The organism is Actinomyces gerencseriae DSM 6844, assembly GCF_000429265.1.
GTDB classification, from domain to species: domain Bacteria; phylum Actinomycetota; class Actinomycetes; order Actinomycetales; family Actinomycetaceae; genus Actinomyces; species Actinomyces gerencseriae.
The window spans coordinates 1-15,699 of record NZ_AUBN01000018.1 but is presented as its reverse complement, the minus strand read 5'-3'; the positions used below and the strand labels follow the sequence as shown (position 1 = coordinate 15,699).

Here is a 15,699-nt window from a genome sequence, read left to right as displayed (position 1 = left end):
TGCCCGCCGGATCAGGAGATACGGCGGGCGATAATGGATAATCGGCAGATGTCAGGAGGAGCGGCGAGCGCGAGCCGCCCGGCGCTTGAGAGAGCGGCGCTCGTCCTCGCTCATACCGCCCCATACACCGGCGTCCTGGCCGTTCTCCAGCGCCCACTTCAGGCACGTGTCGACAACCTCGCAGCGGGCGCACACCGCCTTCGCCTCGGCGATCTGCGCGATGGCGGGACCGGTATTGCCGACGGGGAAGAAGAGCTCCGGGTCAACGGTGAGGCACGCTGCTTGACTGCGCCAGTCCATGAGGGCTCCCTTCAATACGAATTGCGACCGTCCTAATACCCGTTCTTCCGAGCCGCGTCCGGAGATGAGCAACAGGTCGTCGCTTCCCGGGAAAACTTTCACACGCGTGCGAGGACCTGGCAAGGGTTCGGCGGTGAGATGTGCGTCGACGGACTGTCATTATGCTCACAGACGTGAATCATTGATTCCAGGCGGTTCAGGCGCTTGAGGCACGTGAGTTTCCGGTCGCGTCGTTCCGGTCTCGTCGGCGACCTGAAGAGGAAGCGCGCTGGCCCTGGAGACCAGGGCCCCCCGGCCCGGGAGCGTCAGTGCGCGCGGGTCGGTCACCGGCCGCAGGGAGCGCCCCGCCACCTGCGAGGAGGGCCCCACTCCGGGCCACAGCACGACCAGATCGCCGCGCTCGCGCAGGGTCGCCAGGGGTCCCCGGTAGGTCCCCGCGGTGCGATCGGTGCTCGCCGATGCGAGAACCACGCGTCCGACCCGCAGGGCCTCCTCCACCTGGGCGTGCACGCCGGCCTCGGCCATATCGAGATCGTCGACCACGAGAGGAACCTCCTCCCGGGTCTCGTGCAGGCAGCGCCGGAGCGCGCTCAGCGTCTTTGTGCGGCCCGAGCCCGGCGGTCCCACCACGAGCACGCTCCCGCGGGGAACCGGGAGAGGCCGGGCGTCGTCCCCTCCCACCGCCCATATCCCGGGCCCGGTCGCGACTGCGCGGGGAATCGCGACCAGTCGGTGCGCCGGGCGCGCCGGAGCCCTGCGAGGGGCCCGCAGGGCGATGACCTGGACGTCCAGGGCGTGCTCCGCCTCGACGGCCCCGTCGATGATGACGCCCCGTCCCGGGCTCGATCCCGTGACCACGCCGCGTGGCAGGCCCGCCACCGCAGCCTGGGCCGGTTGCGGGGCTCCCAGCACCAGACGCAGTCCGATCCGGGCCGCCCACCTCGATCCGGCCATGGCCAGCGGAGCGGTCAGCACCAGTCCCGTGCCCGCCGCGGGGGCCGCGCGCACCAGGAGCTCGAGGATGCTCTGCCCCTCGCCCGGGCCCAGCACCTCGTCGACGGCCGTCATCATCGCGTCCGCGTCATCGATGACGAGCAGTTCCCCGGCCAGCTCCCCGGATGCGGCGAGCGACCACAATCGAGTCAGGCGCCGCGGATCCTCCGGCCCGACGATCGTGCTCAGCCCGGGGCCGACGGTCGCCGGCAGCTCCGGGGGCGCGACTCCCGACAGGCACAGCGACACCGCCACACCCGACTCCAGGGCCGACGCCGTGGCTGCCAGTGCCGCCGTCGAGCGCCCCGAGCCCGGCGAGCCGAGCACCGCCAGGGGCTGATCCACGGACCATCGCCAGTGCCCCAGCCGCTGTTCCCGGGGGTGGTCGGTGGCGGCCAGGACCAAGCCGTCCGCCGGGCCCGTGGCAGGACCGAGCGCCGCGGCCTCCTCGGCGCTGATAGACGCGGGCAACGGCGGCGCCCAGGGACGCCACGGCGGGGAGGAGATCCGTGCGGCGGCGCGCACCTCGGCCACGAGCGCCTCCAGGTGCGCCGTCGATCCGCACCAGGGGGCTTGAGCCGGTCCTCCTCCGTGGGCGGAGCCCGCGCCCACGACCAGGACTCTACCGGGATGCGGGTCGAGGGCCGCGGCGTCGCCGTGCCCCAGGACGTCTCGGGAGTCTCCGGCGTCGAGGACCCGCAGGCACACGCGCAGTGTCGTGTTGGCGCGGATGGCCGGTGAGACCGCTCCAGCGGGGCGCTGCGTGGCCAGGATCAGATGGATCCCCAGGCTGCGGCCCTGGGCCGCTACCCGCACGAGGCAGTCCAGGACATCGGGATGCTGAGTCGCGAGCGTGGCGAACTCGTCGACCACCACCACGAGTCGGGGCGGTGCCTGGGCGGGATCCATCGACGCCACGTCCTTCGCGTCCGCCCGGGCAAGAAGGCGCTCGCGACGCCGTACCTCGGCCTCCAGGGAGGCCAGCGCCCGTGCGGTCGTCGCCGGATCGAGATCGGTGAGCACCCCGGCGGTGTGGGGCAGACGGGCCAACGGCCCGAATGCGGCTCCGCCCTTGTAATCGACCAGGATCAGAGCCAGGCGCGAGGGCGGCAGGCCGAGAGCGAGTTGGAGCAGCCAGGAGATCAGCAGCTCGGACTTGCCCGAACCGGTCGTCCCCGCCATGAGAGCGTGAGGGCCATCGCCGACCAGGTCGGCGATCACCATCCGCCCGTCGCTCACCCCGATCACCGCGGGCAGTGCATCGGGTCCGCCTCGGGAGGACCGCAGGCGCCAGCGCGTCCCGACGCCGTCGCGATCCACCTGCCCGGTGATCTCCTCCAGGACGACTCGCTCGGGCAGCGCGGTGCCGTCGAGGCCGTGTGACGAGCTGAGTCCGATGAGCTCGCCGGCCGCCTCCCACCACCGATCGCCCGCGAGCGGAGGGTTCGATGGCGCGGCGCGCACGGTGCGGGCCCTTCCCGGTGGTGCCGCGGGGGCGGCCAGCAGCTCGGCGCTGCGCACGGCCGTCTCACGATTCCAGACGAGGCGATAGCCCTGCTCGGCGGTATCGACACGCGCTCGCCCCCGAGCCGCGATCTGAGCGATCCACCATCGCACCGCGGCCCGGGAGCCCGGACCGGTCAGCGCCGTGCGCTCCCCGGGGGCGAGCTCGAGCAGATCGGCGCGCCTGCGGCGGGCGAGCCAGGCGGCGCGCGGCCCGTCGTCCGCGGTGGCGCTCATCTGGTCATCGGCGCGCACGACCAGGGACAGCAGCATGGAGGCCGGGTCCGGATCGCGTCCGCGCCAACCGGCTTGTCCGGAGCCGCGCATGCGTTCACGACCGGGGAAGGACCCCAGCCTCATCACCGTCATGAGCACCATGGGAGACAGCGCCAGCACCCCGTAGGCTCCCCGTCCTGTCGCGCGCGTGGCGATGGCCGCCGAGACGGCGACCATGAGCATCGCCGTCATCAGCGCCGCGCGCATCCAGCGCCGTCGGGAGCGCCTGCCGGGAGCGGGGACGGCGAGATCCCGCGGTCGTCGTCGCAGCTCCAGAATCGTGTCGCCCACCAGGACGAGCGCCCCCTCGCGGCAGCGCGCCCGGCGACGGCCCAGGCGTCGCCACCAGAACCATCGGCGCACGTAGGTGCCGTTGGACGATCCGGCGTCGGCGACGAGAACGGTCCTGGTCGTGGTGACCAGGGTCAGATGGTGGCGCGAGACGGCGGGATCGGTCAGGACCTCGCCGCGACCGAGCGTTCCCTCGGCGGGCACCGGCAGGACCAGTCCGGTGTCCGGTCCCGTGAGCACGGCCAGATGCCAGGGCCGCGACAACGCGTCCGTGGCCGCTCGGACGCCCGCGTGCGGCGGCTCGACGTCCGGATCGTGCGAAGGGACGGGGTCGGTTGCGGTGAAGGGGGTCCTGGTGGTCATGGCACGAGGGTGGCGCGACCGGTACGTCGTGCGCACAGGGCCTGTGGACGAGGCCGGTTCCGCCCCGCAGGAGGGCCACCTGTGGAGCCCGCGCACCTCATCGCATTCTCCCGCTGCTCCCGTCGAGATCGGTCGAGTTCCGCGTCGAGATCGGTCTCAGCCGATGGCCGCCGGCGGAGCACCGTGGTCGTTATCGGGCCTGCGCAATCGGGTCGTCCCGGCCGCGCGGCGCGGGCGTGGAGAGCGCCGGCGCGGCGGCCGCCGGATCGTGTGGTCGGAACCGGTCGTGGCATGTCAGGCTGCTCCCGTGTGCGGGCGCTACGGACTCTTCACTGCCACGACGGCCATCGCCGAGGCCTTCGCGGCCACCGCCGCGCCCGAGACCGCCGTTCTGGAGCCCTCACGCAACATTGCGCCGGGCATGGATGTCGCCGTCGTGGTCCAGCGTCCGGGACCCGCGAGGGGGGCCGGCGATGCCGCTTCCGCGCCTACCGGTTGCACTCGCCGAGTGCATGCGGCGCGCTGGGGACTCCTCCCGTCCTGGGTCACCGATCCCGCTGCCGCCTTCCGCGCCTTCAACGCCCGCTCGGAGACGGCGGCCGTCAAGCCGACCTTCCACGAGGCCATGCGCTCGTTCCGCGTCGTCGTACCCGCCTCATGCTGGTACGAGTGGCTCGCCCCGGATCGCGGGCCCGCATCCGTGGCGTCGCGCACCGCCGGACGGCCCTATGCCGTGCGCCGGGCCGACGGCGATCTGCTCGCGCTCGCGGGCCTGTGCTCGTGGTGGCGTGTGCCCGGGCATCCGTGCGGGTCGGTGCGCGAGGGGCCCGCACGTCACGGCTCGTGGTTGCTGACCCTGACCGTTCTCACCCGTGATGCGGGACCGGATCTGGTCTGGCTGCACTCCCGCGAGCCGGTCGTCCTGCCGGACGACGCCGTTGACGCCTGGCTCGACCCTGCGTTGCGCGATGGCGGGATCGCCGCGGAGCTCCTGCGCCGGCCCCGGCCGGGGCTCGCGTGGGCGCAGGCGGATCGAGCCGTTCCGGGCTTTCCGGGCGACCCCCGGCGCCGCCCCTCGAGACCCGCTGCGGACCTGCGCCCGTGCGCGGCACCGAATGAGGGAGGATATGCCCCATGACTGATGCTCCCACCGGGGCGAGGACCGACGCGGCTGACAACGCCCTCGCCGGGATCCCCGATCTCACCTCGGTCCCCGCCGCCTCCCGCGCCCGCTGGACCGAGCTCGTGCGCGACATCGAGCGCGCCCGCGACGCCTACTACGTCGCCATCGACGCTCAGAGCCCCTGGTCCGATGCCGAGTACGACGCGCTCTACCGTGAGCTGGAGGCGCTCGAGGCCGCCCACCCGACGCTGGCGCTTCCGGGCTCTCCCACCCGGACGGTCGGCGGGCGCGTGGCCACCGATTTCGCCGAGGTCCGCCACCACGAGCACCTCTACTCCCTGCAAGACGCTTTCGACCTCGAGGAGGTCGAGAAATGGGTCGAACGGGTCGTGACCGCGACCGAGGTGCCCGATGACGAGCTGTCCATGACGGCCGAGGTCAAGATCGATGGTCTGGCGGTGGCACTGACATATGAGCACGGCGTGCTGACCCGTGCCGCGACTCGCGGAGACGGTACCGTCGGAGAGGACGTCACCGGGAACGTGCGCACCATCGAATCGGTGCCGCTGGTTCTGGCGGGGGAGGCCCACCCGGCCCTCCTGGAGATCCGCGGTGAGGTCTACTTCCCGGTGGCGGACTTCAACGCCTTCAACGAGGGTCGCCGCAGCGAGAACCTCGAGCGGGAGGCCCGGGGACGTCCCCTGCTGCAGATCTTCGCCAACCCCCGTAACGCCGCGGCGGGCTCGTTGCGTCAGAAGAATCCGGCGGTGACGGCCTCGCGGCCCCTGGCCATGATCGCCCACGGCGTCGGCGCCATCGTGCCCGCTCCTGGGGAGGAGCTGCCCGGTGAGCAGCACGAGTGGTACGACCTGCTCGCCCGCTGGGGCCTGCCCGTCTCCCCCTACAACGCGGTCGTGCGCGGTCGCGCCGAACGGGAGGCCTACATCGCCCGCTACGCCGATCACCGCCACGACCTCATCCACGAGATCGACGGGATCGTCTTCAAGCTCGACTCGCGATCCCTGCAGGCCGAACTCGGGCACACCTCCCGCGTGCCCCGGTGGGCGACCGCCTTCAAGTACCCGCCCGAAGAGGTGCATACGCGTCTGCTCGACATCGACGTCCAGGTCGGGCGCACGGGTCGTGTCACCCCCTTCGGAATCATGGAGCCGGTGATCGTGTCGGGCTCGACCGTCTCACGCGCCACCCTCCACAATGCTGTTGAGGTGGCGCGCAAGGGCGTGCGAATCGGAGACCTCGTCGTCCTGCGCAAGGCCGGAGACGTCATTCCGGAGATCGTCGGTCCCGTGACTGAGGCGCGCGACGGCACCGAGCGCGACTTCGCCATGCCCGAGCGGTGCCCCTCGTGCGACACCCCGCTCGCCCCCGCCAAGGAGGGCGACGTCGACCTGCGCTGCCCCAATACCCGGTCCTGTCCGGCTCAGCTCATCGAGCGTGTGGCTCACATCGGCTCCCGCGGGGCCCTCGATGTCGAGGGCCTGGGCGATGAGGCCGCGGCCGCCCTGACCCACCCGGACGCCGGGCGCGAGGAGGCTCTGGCGGCTCTGGCCGCCGGCCGCACCCTGGAGGTCGAGAGGGGCGCGCTGCGCATCCCCTCCGCCGAGCTCGAGGCACTGCCGCCCTCGGAGAGGATCGACGCCGCGCGTCGTGCCGTGAAGGAGGCCGGCATCATCGAGCAGTCGCCAGCGCTCACCGGGGAGGCCGGCCTGTTCGACGTGACGGTCGATGACCTGCGCGATGTCATGGTCTACCGGCCGATCGTCCGGCGCGGAGCGCCCACCGGCGACTGGCGTCTGACTCGCTTCTTCTGGTCCAAGCAGGGCTACGACAAGGACGGGGGCGTCAGGAAGCCGACTGCACCCGGCAAGAACGCGACCGCGATGCTCTCCCAGCTGGCCTCCGCGAGATCGAGGCCGCTGTGGCGGATCCTGGTGGCGCTGTCGGTGCGGCACGTGGGTCCCACGGCGGCGCGCGCACTGGCAGACCGCTTCGGTTCGCTGAAGGCGCTGCGCGAGGCGACCGTGGAGGAGCTGTCCCAGGTCGACGGCGTCGGGCCGACCATAGCCGCCGCGTGGACCGAGTGGCTCGCCGTCGACTGGCACCGGGAGGTGCTGGATCGTTGGGCGGCCGCGGGCGTGCGCACCGCCGACGAGGGCGCGGTGGGAGCGGGGCCGGCGCGGACTCTGGCGGGTCTGACCGTTGTCGTCACCGGGACCCTGGATCATTTCACGCGAGACAGCGCCAAGGAGGCGATCGTCTCTCGTGGGGGCAGGGCCGCCGGCAGCGTGTCGAAGCGGACGAGCTTCGTCGTGGCCGGTGATAACGCCGGCTCGAAGGAGGCCAAGGCGCGAGAGCTGGGACTGACGATTCTGGACGAGGAGGGCTTCGAGCGACTGCTGGCGGGCGGCCCAGACGTCGTCGTCCCCTAAACCTCTCACCTCAACCGGCTGACCGGCTCGCCGCCCATATGCTCGTGGGCGGCGAGCCGGTCAGCCGGTCGTGTCCCGCATTCCTCGGCCTCGCAGCGGTGCAGCGCTCGTAGGGGACCGCTGCGAGGCCGGCGCGATCGTCAGTAGTGGCTGGTGACCGTTGTGCCGATCGTGGACCAGTCGAAGATCCACTGGGCCTCGCCCACCGGCATGTTGAGACAGCCGTGCGAGCCGGAGTAACCGAAGCTGGAGCGCCATGGCGCGCCGTGGAGCGCATACCCCTGGTAGAAGTAGGAGATCCACGGGACGCCCTCGGTCACGTAGTTCGAGCCATCGGCGTTCTCCCCGCGCATCGTCTGGGTCTCGTTCTGCTGGTAGATGCGGTAGGTGCCGGTGACCGTCGGCGTGGCGTCGGCGCCGTCGACAACGCTGACGGGCCCGTGAACGGCCGTGGCGCCCTCGTAGGCCGTGACGGTCTTGCTCGTCAGGTTGATATCGATCCACTTCTCGCCGTCGGTGGCCTGATAGGGAAGGTTCTCCGCGCCAGCGGCGATCTTGCGCTCCTCCCAGGTCGCCTTGAGCTCTTTTATCTCGAAGGAGCCGGAGTAGGCCTGCCCGCCCGAGATCGCCTGCGTAATGGCGTCGGTGACCGCGTCGGCGTTGGTGACCTCCCGGCCATCGACCGCATCGACGCTGATGGCGACCTCCTTGCCCTGCGAGTTGACGTTGCGCTTGCCGGTGACAGGGTCCTTGTTGACGTCGTTCACCTGGGTCGTGACCCACTCCGAGACCTTATCGCGGTCGACGCTGATCGTCGGCGCGGAGGACTCGCTGCTGGCCACGGTGATCCACGAGGCCTTCGTCTCGTCATCGGCGGTGTAGGACTTGTCATCGGCACCGGAGACCGTGACGTCCTGCGAGATCCACCCGTTGGCCGTGGTCGCCACTTTCTGGGCATCCGCGTCGGAGACGGCGGGGGCCTTCGTCTCGTAGGTGATCGACACATCGGCGGGCGACAGCGAGGCCGCGGCGGTGGCGGCCGCGCTCTTCAGTGCGGAGGTGTCCACGCTGGTGCCCTCGGCGCTCGGCGTGACCACGAACTCGGTGCCGTCGTCGTCGAGCGCGATGCCGGCATTGCGGGCGACGGCCTGATCCTCCGGGATGAGAGAGGTGGCGTAGGCCGCGGCGGTGGAGTCGTCGGTGGTGGTGACGACCGGGATCTTGCCGCTGGACAGGAGCGCTGCGAAGCGGCCCGGGACGCTCGCCCCGCGCGCCATCACGGCATCGGCCGTCGCCTCGGCGTCGATGGTGGTGCCCAGATCGGCCAGGGTCGCGGTGGTGCTCACGTCCCCGCTGATGACGACGTCGGCGTTGACCGCCCTGTCGTTAATGGTGGCGATGATGTCGTCGCGACTCATCCCCGTGACGTCGACTCCCGCGACAGTGGTTCCGGGCACGGCGATGTCCTCGTAGTGGGCGGCGTAGGCGTAGCCGCCCACGCCCGCGGCGCCCACCAGCAGGAAAGCGGCCACGGCGATCCATACGGCCCAGCGACGACGGCGCTCGTCGGAGGGGGAGGCCGGCTCGACGGCGGGGACCATCTCCGCGGGGGTGGGGGCGGAGCCCTCGAAGCCGCTCGGGGAGAAGGCGGCGCTCGCCCCGGCACCGCTCTGGGAGGTCGGGACGGAGAACCCCGACCCGCTCGAAGGCGTTGAGCCGGAGGTCCCGACATCTCCCGGAGACATCGGAGTAGGGGCCTCCTGTGCGGGACCAGGGGACCCGACGCCGTTCGGAGTGGTCGGTCCGAGGGCTTCGATCCCGCGTGGAGGCAATGACCCGGCAAGCTCATCGGGCACGGCGCCCGACACCCCGGGAACCGGTTCCGGATCCTGGGGCGCGTTCGCGCCGGCGGGGTCCGCGGACTTGGTGACGGAGGCTTGACGTGTTCCGGCGGACTCTCCATAGGGGGCCGCTGCAACGAACGTGTTGCCGCTCTCCGACGCGGGCGCGCCGCCTGACGACGGCATCTCCTCGACCAGCGGTCGAGAGCCGGGGGTGAACTCTTCCGTGGGCATTGATCCTCGTCCTGAACAGCGCACGAGCGGCTGCTTCGTCTCGGCTCCCGTACGGTTTACGGAAGCCACCGGACTCCATAACAGCGGTCGATCGTTGGGATGTCAACGGCGCGCACTCCCCATGTCCTGTGACATCACGCATGGGTCTTGGAATGGCGCTGTTTTGCGGCGCTCGACGGGCATGAGGCATCACCCCCGGGACACGCCCCGGCCGATGCGCCGGTGCGGGAGCGGCGCCCCGGTGGCACGCTCGCACGCCCCATCCGGGCGGGGACGGGCGCGCTCGGATGGATTCGGATGGATTCGGATGGATCAGGAGGGACTCCGGGGGATTCGGACGCATGTGGACGAACATGGGTCGATGGAGGACGGATGTGGACGGATGCGGACGCGGACGTAGACTCGGGCTCATGTCTGCCATCTCCTCCGACGAGGTCGCTCGCGTCGCGGCGCTCGCGCGGGTGGCGCTGAGCGAGGAGGAGGTGACGCGCCTGGCCGGGGAGCTGGACGCCGTCGCCTCGTCCTTCGCCCGTGTCACCAGCGTGGTTGCATCCGACCTTCCCGCAACCTCCCACCCGGTGCCTCTGACCAACGTACTGCGCGCCGACGTGCCCGGCCCGACCCTCGATGTCGATGAGCTGCTCGCCGGCGCTCCGCGGGCAGAGGACTCCATGTTCCTCGTGCCTCAGATCCTCGGGGAGGATTCGGCCTCATGACTGCTGACGCCCTTCTGCGCTCCACGGCGGCGGAGCAGGCTGCGGCACTGGCCGCCGGTGAGATCTCCTCCCGTGAGTTGACCCGGGCTCACCTGGATCGCATCGCCGCCATCGACGGTGCTGTGCACGCCTTCCTCGACGTCGATGCCGCCAAGGCCCTGGTCGATGCGGACGCCGCCGATGAGGCGCGCCGCTCCGGCGAGCGGGTGGGCGAGATGACCGGTGTGCCCGTGGCCGTCAAGGACCTCGTCGTCACCCGCGGCCAAGTCACCACCGCAGCCTCGCGCATCCTTGAGGGCTGGGTGCCGCCCTATGACGCGACGCTGGTGTCGAACCTGCGCGCCGCCCGCCTGCCGATCCTCGGCAAGACCAATCTCGACGAGTTCGCCATGGGCGGCTCCACCGAGCACTCCGCCTTCGGTCGCACCGCCAATCCCTGGGATCCTGGTCGTATTCCCGGCGGTTCCTCGGGCGGCTCGGCCGCCGCCGTCGGGGCCTTCGAGGCCCCCGTGGCCGTGGGCACCGACACCGGCGGCTCCATCCGTCAGCCCGCCGCCGTCACCGGCACGGTCGGTGTCAAGCCGACCTACGGGGTCGTCTCGCGCTTCGGCGTCATCGCCATGGCCTCATCCCTGGACACGCCCGGGCCCATGGCGCGCACCGTCCTGGACACGGCTCTGCTCCACGACGTCATCGCCTCGCACGATCCCCTGGACTCCACGAGTCTGACCGACGCGCCGCGCGGCATGGCCGACGTCGTGCGGGCCGCTCAGCAGGAGCGGAGCCTGAGTGGCCTGCGGGTCGGCATCATCTCCGAGCTCGACGGCGGCGAGGGCTACCACGACGGCGTCGTCGCCTCCTTCCACGCCGCCCTGGAGCTGCTCGAGGCGGCCGGCGCGCAGGTGAAAACCGTCTCCCTGCCGCACCTGGAGTACGCGCTGGACGCCTACTACCTCATCATGCCCGCCGAGGCCTCGTCGAACCTGGCCCGATACGACGGCATGCGCTACGGCCTGCGCGTCGAGCCGGCCGAGGGCCCCGTCACCGCCGAGACCGTCATGGCCGCCACTCGCGGGGCCGGCTTCGGTGACGAGGTCAAGCGGCGCATCATCCTGGGCACCCACGTGCTGTCCGCCGGTTACTACGACGCCTACTACGGCTCGGCCCAGAAGGTGCGCACCCTCGTCCAGCGCGATTTCGCCGCCGCCTGGGACGAGGCGGACATCCTCGTCTCGCCGACGGCCCCGGTGACCGCCTATCGTTTCGGGGAGAAGGACGATCCGCTGGCCATGTACAAGCTCGACGTGACCACCATCCCGGCCAATCTCGCCGGTGTGCCCGCCATGAGCCTGCCCTCGGGCCTGAGTGATGACGGCCTGCCCGTCGGCTTCCAGATCCTGGCGCCGCAGCGAGCCGATGATCGTCTCTACCGCGCCGGCGCGGTGCTGGAGGCCGCACTGGAGGAGGGCTGGGGCGGGCGCCTGCTCGACCGGTTCCCCGAGCTGGAGGTGAAGTGACATGAGTGATGTGCTGATGGACCATCTGATGGACTACGACGAGGCCGTGCGCCGCTACGACCCCGTCCTGGGGCTGGAGGTGCATGTCGAGCTCGGCACGGAGACCAAGATGTTCGACGCCGCTCCCAACGTCTTCGGGGCACAACCGAACACGATGGTCACCCCCACGAGCGTCGGTCTGCCCGGCGCCCTGCCCGTGGTGAACCGAACGGGCGTGGAGTACGCGATCCGCATCGGCCTGGCCCTGGGCTGCCGGATCGCCGAGTCCTGCCGCTTCGCCCGGAAGAACTACTTCTACCCGGATCTCGCCAAGGACTTCCAGACGTCCCAGTCCGACGAGCCCATCGCCTTCGACGGCGCCCTGGAGATCGAGATGGAGGACGGCTCTTTCTTCACCGTACCGATCGAGCGCGCTCACATGGAGGAGGACGCGGGCAAGAACACGCACGTCGGCGGGACCGACGGGCGCATCGAGGGCGCCAGACACTCCCTGGTGGACTACAACCGAGCCGGAGTCCCCCTGGTTGAGATCGTGACCCGGCCCATCGAGGGCGCGGGGGAACGAGCCCCGGAAGTGGCGGCCGCCTATGTGCGCACCCTGCGCGACATCTTCCGGGCGCTGGGCGTCTCGGAGGCGCGCATGGAGCGCGGCAATGTGCGCGCCGACGTCAATGTCTCCTTGCGCGAGTCGCCGGACGCGCCGCTCGGCACGCGCACCGAGACGAAGAACGTCAACACCTTCAGGGGCATCGAGGCGGTCGTCCGCTACGAGATCCAGCGCCAGGCCGCGATCCTCGCGGCCGGCGGCACCGTCCAGCAGGAGACTCGACACGGCCAGGCCGACGGCACCACCCGCGCCGGTCGCGTCAAGTCCGACGCCGATGACTACCGCTACTTCCCCGAGCCGGATCTCGTGCCCGTGGCGCCCAGCCGGGAGTGGGTCGAGGAGCTTCGCTCCCGCCTGCCGGAGATGCCGGCCGCCAAGCGGCGTCGGCTCAGGAGGGAATGGCGACTCGCTGAGGACGAGATGCGCGACGTCGTCAACGCCGGTGCGCTCGAGCTCATCGAGGCCACCGCCTCGGCCGGCACGAGCGGGCAGGCCGCGCGCAAATGGTGGATGGGCGAGCTCTCCCGCGCCGCCAAGGAGCGTGAGGTCTCTCTGGAGGAGCTTCCGGTGACTCCGGAGCAGGTCGCCGAGTTGCAGATCCTGGTCGATTCGGGGCGGTTGACCGACAAGCTGGCTCGTCAGGTGCTCGAAGGCGTGCTGGCGGGTGAGGGCGATCCGAGTGCTGTCGTCGAGGCCCGTGGACTGGAGGTCGTCTCCGACGACTCGGCTCTGCTGGCCGCCGTGGATGAGGCTCTGGCCGCTCAGCCCGATATCGCTGAGAAGATCCGGGGAGGTAAGGCCAAGGCCGCCGGTGCGATCGTGGGTGCCGTGATGAAGGCCACTCGCGGCCAGGCCGACGCCAGGCGCGTGCGTGAGCTCGTCATGGAGCGCGTCTCCCGCTAGGTCCATCGGGTCGGGCCGTCTCCGCGGGTCGGGCCGTCTCCGTTCGTCGAGTCGGCCCGATCCGGCGGCGGGACGATCGGTACTGGCGCGAGCTCGGTGCGTCTCCCGGATGGGGACGCGCCGTCTCGCTGCCGTCTCGTGGAGCGACCATCTCCGGCCTCCTCGTGTCCGGCTGCCGACGATGAGATCGCTCTCGTCGAGCGCCACACCTTATGATGACTCGTGCTCGGTCCGCCGGCCGGGCTCCGTCCCTCGAAGGAACGCATACATGGCTCAGCCCAGTCCCAGCTACACCGTCGCCCTCCACCTCGAAGTGCCCGCGTCGCAGAAGGCCGTCACCACTCTCGTTGATACCGCTTCCGCCACGGGCGCTATTGTCAACGGTGTCGACGTCGCCGACACCGACGGCGACACCCTCATCGTCGACTTGACTGCGGACACCCGCGATTCCAAGCATCGTGCTGAACTCGTCAAGGCTCTCGGCGCGATCGACGGCGTCGTGGTCAACAATGTCGGCGACTCCACCTTCCTCGCTCATGTCGGCGGCAAGATCGCGACCGCCTCCAAGTACCCCATTCACAATCGGCGCGACCTGGCTCGCGTGTACACCCCGGGGGTCGCGCGTGTGTGCAAGGCGATCTACGACCACCCCGAGCGCGCTCGCCAGCTCACCATCAAGAAGAACACGGTCGCCGTCGTCACCGACGGCACGGCGGTCCTGGGCATGGGCGACATCGGTCCTTCCGCCGCCATGCCGGTCATGGAGGGCAAGGCCGTGCTCTTCAAGCAGTTCGGTGATGTCGATGCCTGGCCGGTCGCCCTGGACACCAAGGATCCTGAGGAGATCGTCTCGATCGTCAAGGCGATCGCCCCGGCATACGGGGGGATCAACCTGGAGGACATCGCTGCGCCCAAGTGCTTCGATATCGAGGCGCGACTGCGCGAGGAACTCGATATCCCGGTCTTCCATGACGATCAGCACGGCACCGCGATCGTCACCCTGGCCGCGCTCATCAACGCCCTCAAGGTGGTCGGCAAGAGGATCGAGGACGTGCGCATCGTCCTGTCGGGCGTGGGCGCCGCGGGCAGCGCCATCGCGAAGCTGCTCATGGCCCACGGGGCTACGGATATCGTTGGTTACGGGCGCAGCGGCGCGCTCGACGGCGCCAGCACCGAGGGAATGAATGAGCACCGCAAGTGGCTGGCGGAGAACACGAATCCGCGTCATGTCACCGGGTCGCTCAAGGAGGGGCTGGTGGGGGCCGACGTGCTCATCGGGGTCTCCTCCGGGAACCTCCTGGAGCCGGCGGACTTGGAGGTCATGGCCGATGGCGCCATCGTCTTCGCCATGGCCAATCCGACGCCCGAGGTCGACCCGATCGGGGCGGCGAACTACGCCGCCGTCGTGGCCACTGGCCGCAGCGACTTCCCGAACCAGATCAACAATGTGCTGGCCTTCCCCGGCCTGTTCCGCGGCCTGCTCGATACGGGGATCACCAATATCTCGGTTGAACTGCTGCGAGCGGCGGCCACCGGTATCGCCGGCGTCATCGACGATGATGAGATCAAGCCGGTGTACATCATCCCCGGGGCCTTCGACACACGTGTTGCCAGTGCCGTCGCCAAGGCGGTGCGCAGGTTCGCCGAGAGCTGAGACAAGGGGCGTCGACCCGCGTGGGAGCCGTGCGCAAGGCCTTGCGCGGTTCTACTCGCTTGCCGTTCGCGCGGCTGCCGCACGGCGCGCATCCGGTCGTTCCGCCGAGACGTCCGCGCCTTCCCTCGGTGCATGCACGTAGTCGATGGCGCGCGGGGTCCCTGCGCAGGCGCTGAGTGAGCTGAGTGAGGGGTCGGGCCCGGGACGCATCGGTCATCCTCCGGGGGCGGGCACTGGGCGAAGCCGTCCCCGGGTCTCTCCCGCAGTGCGCGGCGTCCCGGCCGAGCGCGTTCCGGCCGGGACGCCGCGCGGACCATGCGTCCCGTACCGGCGCATGGCGCAGGTCACGCAATTGGATGTTGACCGATGGTGCGGGAGTCAATAGGGTTTATTCGCTGTCCGTCGGGCTGTAAAGCCTCGGCAGCCTTCCTGAAGGCATTCGGGATCAGCATGATGAAACGTTGCGCTGGTCGCGGTGGAGAGCTTCTTGAGAGATCGGGATCACTCATTCCGACTTGACTGAGATGGGCGATCCGCCGTAGAGTACTTCAGTCTCCTTGAGTGGCCGGGCCCTGAATCTTGTGTTTCGGGCTTGGTTTCTTGTGGGTGTGTTGTTTGAGATCTCGATAGTGTGTCTTGTTTTTTGTGTTTGTGGTTTGTTTTGTTTGTTTTTGGTTTGTTTTGGAGAGTTTGATCCTGGCTCAGGACGAACGCTGGCGGCGTGCTTAACACATGCAAGTCGAACGGGCTTCTGGGGTTCTGGCTTTTTTGGTTGGGGTTCTGGGGGTTAGTGGCGAACGGGTGAGTAACACGTGAGTAACCTGCCCTTCACTTCTGGATAACCGCTTGAAAGGGTGGCTAATACGGGATGTTTCTGGGTCTGTCGCATGGCGGGTTCGGGAAAGATGGCACTGTTTGGTGTTTTTGG

9 protein-coding genes and 1 rRNA gene are annotated in these 15,699 nt (G+C 70.0%); 7 read left to right on the top strand and 3 right to left on the bottom strand.

Features of this window, described 5'->3' with window-relative positions:
• Positions 1-51 precede the first annotated feature (51 nt).
• Both G448_RS0108650 and G448_RS15885 read right to left on the bottom strand, forming a co-directional pair.
• Positions 52-300: a WhiB family transcriptional regulator gene (locus G448_RS0108650; protein ID WP_026407660.1), complete on the bottom strand. Its 249-nt coding sequence runs from the start codon at positions 298-300 to the stop codon at positions 52-54.
• A 165-nt stretch (positions 301-465) separates the two neighbouring features.
• Positions 466-3,726: an FtsK/SpoIIIE domain-containing protein gene (locus G448_RS15885; RefSeq protein ID WP_084436557.1), complete on the bottom strand. Its 3,261-nt coding sequence runs from the start codon at positions 3,724-3,726 to the stop codon at positions 466-468.
• A gap of 307 nt (positions 3,727-4,033) precedes the next feature.
• Between G448_RS15885 and G448_RS15880 the strand changes: the two genes are divergently transcribed.
• Positions 4,034-4,864 carry an SOS response-associated peptidase gene (locus tag G448_RS15880; RefSeq protein WP_051268814.1) on the top strand — a complete coding sequence of 277 codons (831 nt, stop codon included), beginning with the start codon at positions 4,034-4,036 and terminating at the stop codon, positions 4,862-4,864.
• Complete coding sequence (ligA, locus tag G448_RS0108635; protein WP_026407659.1) at positions 4,861-7,299, top strand: NAD-dependent DNA ligase LigA; 2,439 nt, start codon at positions 4,861-4,863, stop codon at positions 7,297-7,299. The genes G448_RS15880 and ligA overlap by 4 nt, the downstream gene beginning before the upstream one ends.
• 140 nt (positions 7,300-7,439) lie before the next feature.
• Here the strand turns inward: ligA and G448_RS15875 are convergent, their stop codons facing one another.
• Positions 7,440-9,044 (bottom strand): L,D-transpeptidase, encoded by a 1,605-nt coding sequence (locus G448_RS15875; protein ID WP_245572260.1) that lies wholly within the window; start codon positions 9,042-9,044, stop codon positions 7,440-7,442.
• 740 nt (positions 9,045-9,784) lie between these two features.
• Here G448_RS15875 and gatC point away from each other — a divergent pair.
• From gatC to G448_RS0108605, 5 genes are all read left to right on the top strand, one after another.
• Positions 9,785-10,090, top strand: coding sequence for an Asp-tRNA(Asn)/Glu-tRNA(Gln) amidotransferase subunit GatC (gatC, locus tag G448_RS0108625; protein WP_026407657.1), 306 nt, complete (start codon positions 9,785-9,787; stop codon positions 10,088-10,090).
• Positions 10,087-11,607 carry an Asp-tRNA(Asn)/Glu-tRNA(Gln) amidotransferase subunit GatA gene (gene gatA / locus G448_RS0108620; protein ID WP_026407656.1) on the top strand — a complete coding sequence of 507 codons (1,521 nt, stop codon included), beginning with the start codon at positions 10,087-10,089 and terminating at the stop codon, positions 11,605-11,607. The genes gatC and gatA overlap by 4 nt, the downstream gene beginning before the upstream one ends.
• A 16-nt stretch (positions 11,608-11,623) precedes the next feature.
• Positions 11,624-13,117: an Asp-tRNA(Asn)/Glu-tRNA(Gln) amidotransferase subunit GatB gene (gene gatB, locus G448_RS0108615; RefSeq protein ID WP_026407655.1), complete on the top strand. Its 1,494-nt coding sequence runs from the start codon at positions 11,624-11,626 to the stop codon at positions 13,115-13,117.
• Between the two features lie 268 nt (positions 13,118-13,385).
• Positions 13,386-14,771 carry an NAD-dependent malic enzyme gene (locus tag G448_RS0108610; RefSeq protein ID WP_026407654.1) on the top strand — a complete coding sequence of 462 codons (1,386 nt, stop codon included), beginning with the start codon at positions 13,386-13,388 and terminating at the stop codon, positions 14,769-14,771.
• A 678-nt stretch (positions 14,772-15,449) separates the two neighbouring features.
• Positions 15,450-15,699: ribosomal RNA gene (locus G448_RS0108605) — 16S ribosomal RNA — on the top strand; the annotation flags it as partial.

Coding starts and splice junctions, on each gene's coding strand:
- G448_RS0108650 (WP_026407660.1), bottom strand. CDS start 300: ATGGACTGGCGCAGTCAAGCAGCGTGCCTCACCGTTGACCCGGAGCTC.
- G448_RS15885 (WP_084436557.1), bottom strand. CDS start 3,726: ATGACCACCAGGACCCCCTTCACCGCAACCGACCCCGTCCCTTCGCAC.
- ligA (WP_026407659.1), top strand. CDS start 4,861: ATGACTGATGCTCCCACCGGGGCGAGGACCGACGCGGCTGACAACGCC.
- G448_RS15875 (WP_245572260.1), bottom strand. CDS start 9,044: ATGTCTCCGGGAGATGTCGGGACCTCCGGCTCAACGCCTTCGAGCGGG.
- gatC (WP_026407657.1), top strand. CDS start 9,785: ATGTCTGCCATCTCCTCCGACGAGGTCGCTCGCGTCGCGGCGCTCGCG.
- gatA (WP_026407656.1), top strand. CDS start 10,087: ATGACTGCTGACGCCCTTCTGCGCTCCACGGCGGCGGAGCAGGCTGCG.
- gatB (WP_026407655.1), top strand. CDS start 11,624: ATGGACCATCTGATGGACTACGACGAGGCCGTGCGCCGCTACGACCCC.
- G448_RS0108610 (WP_026407654.1), top strand. CDS start 13,386: ATGGCTCAGCCCAGTCCCAGCTACACCGTCGCCCTCCACCTCGAAGTG.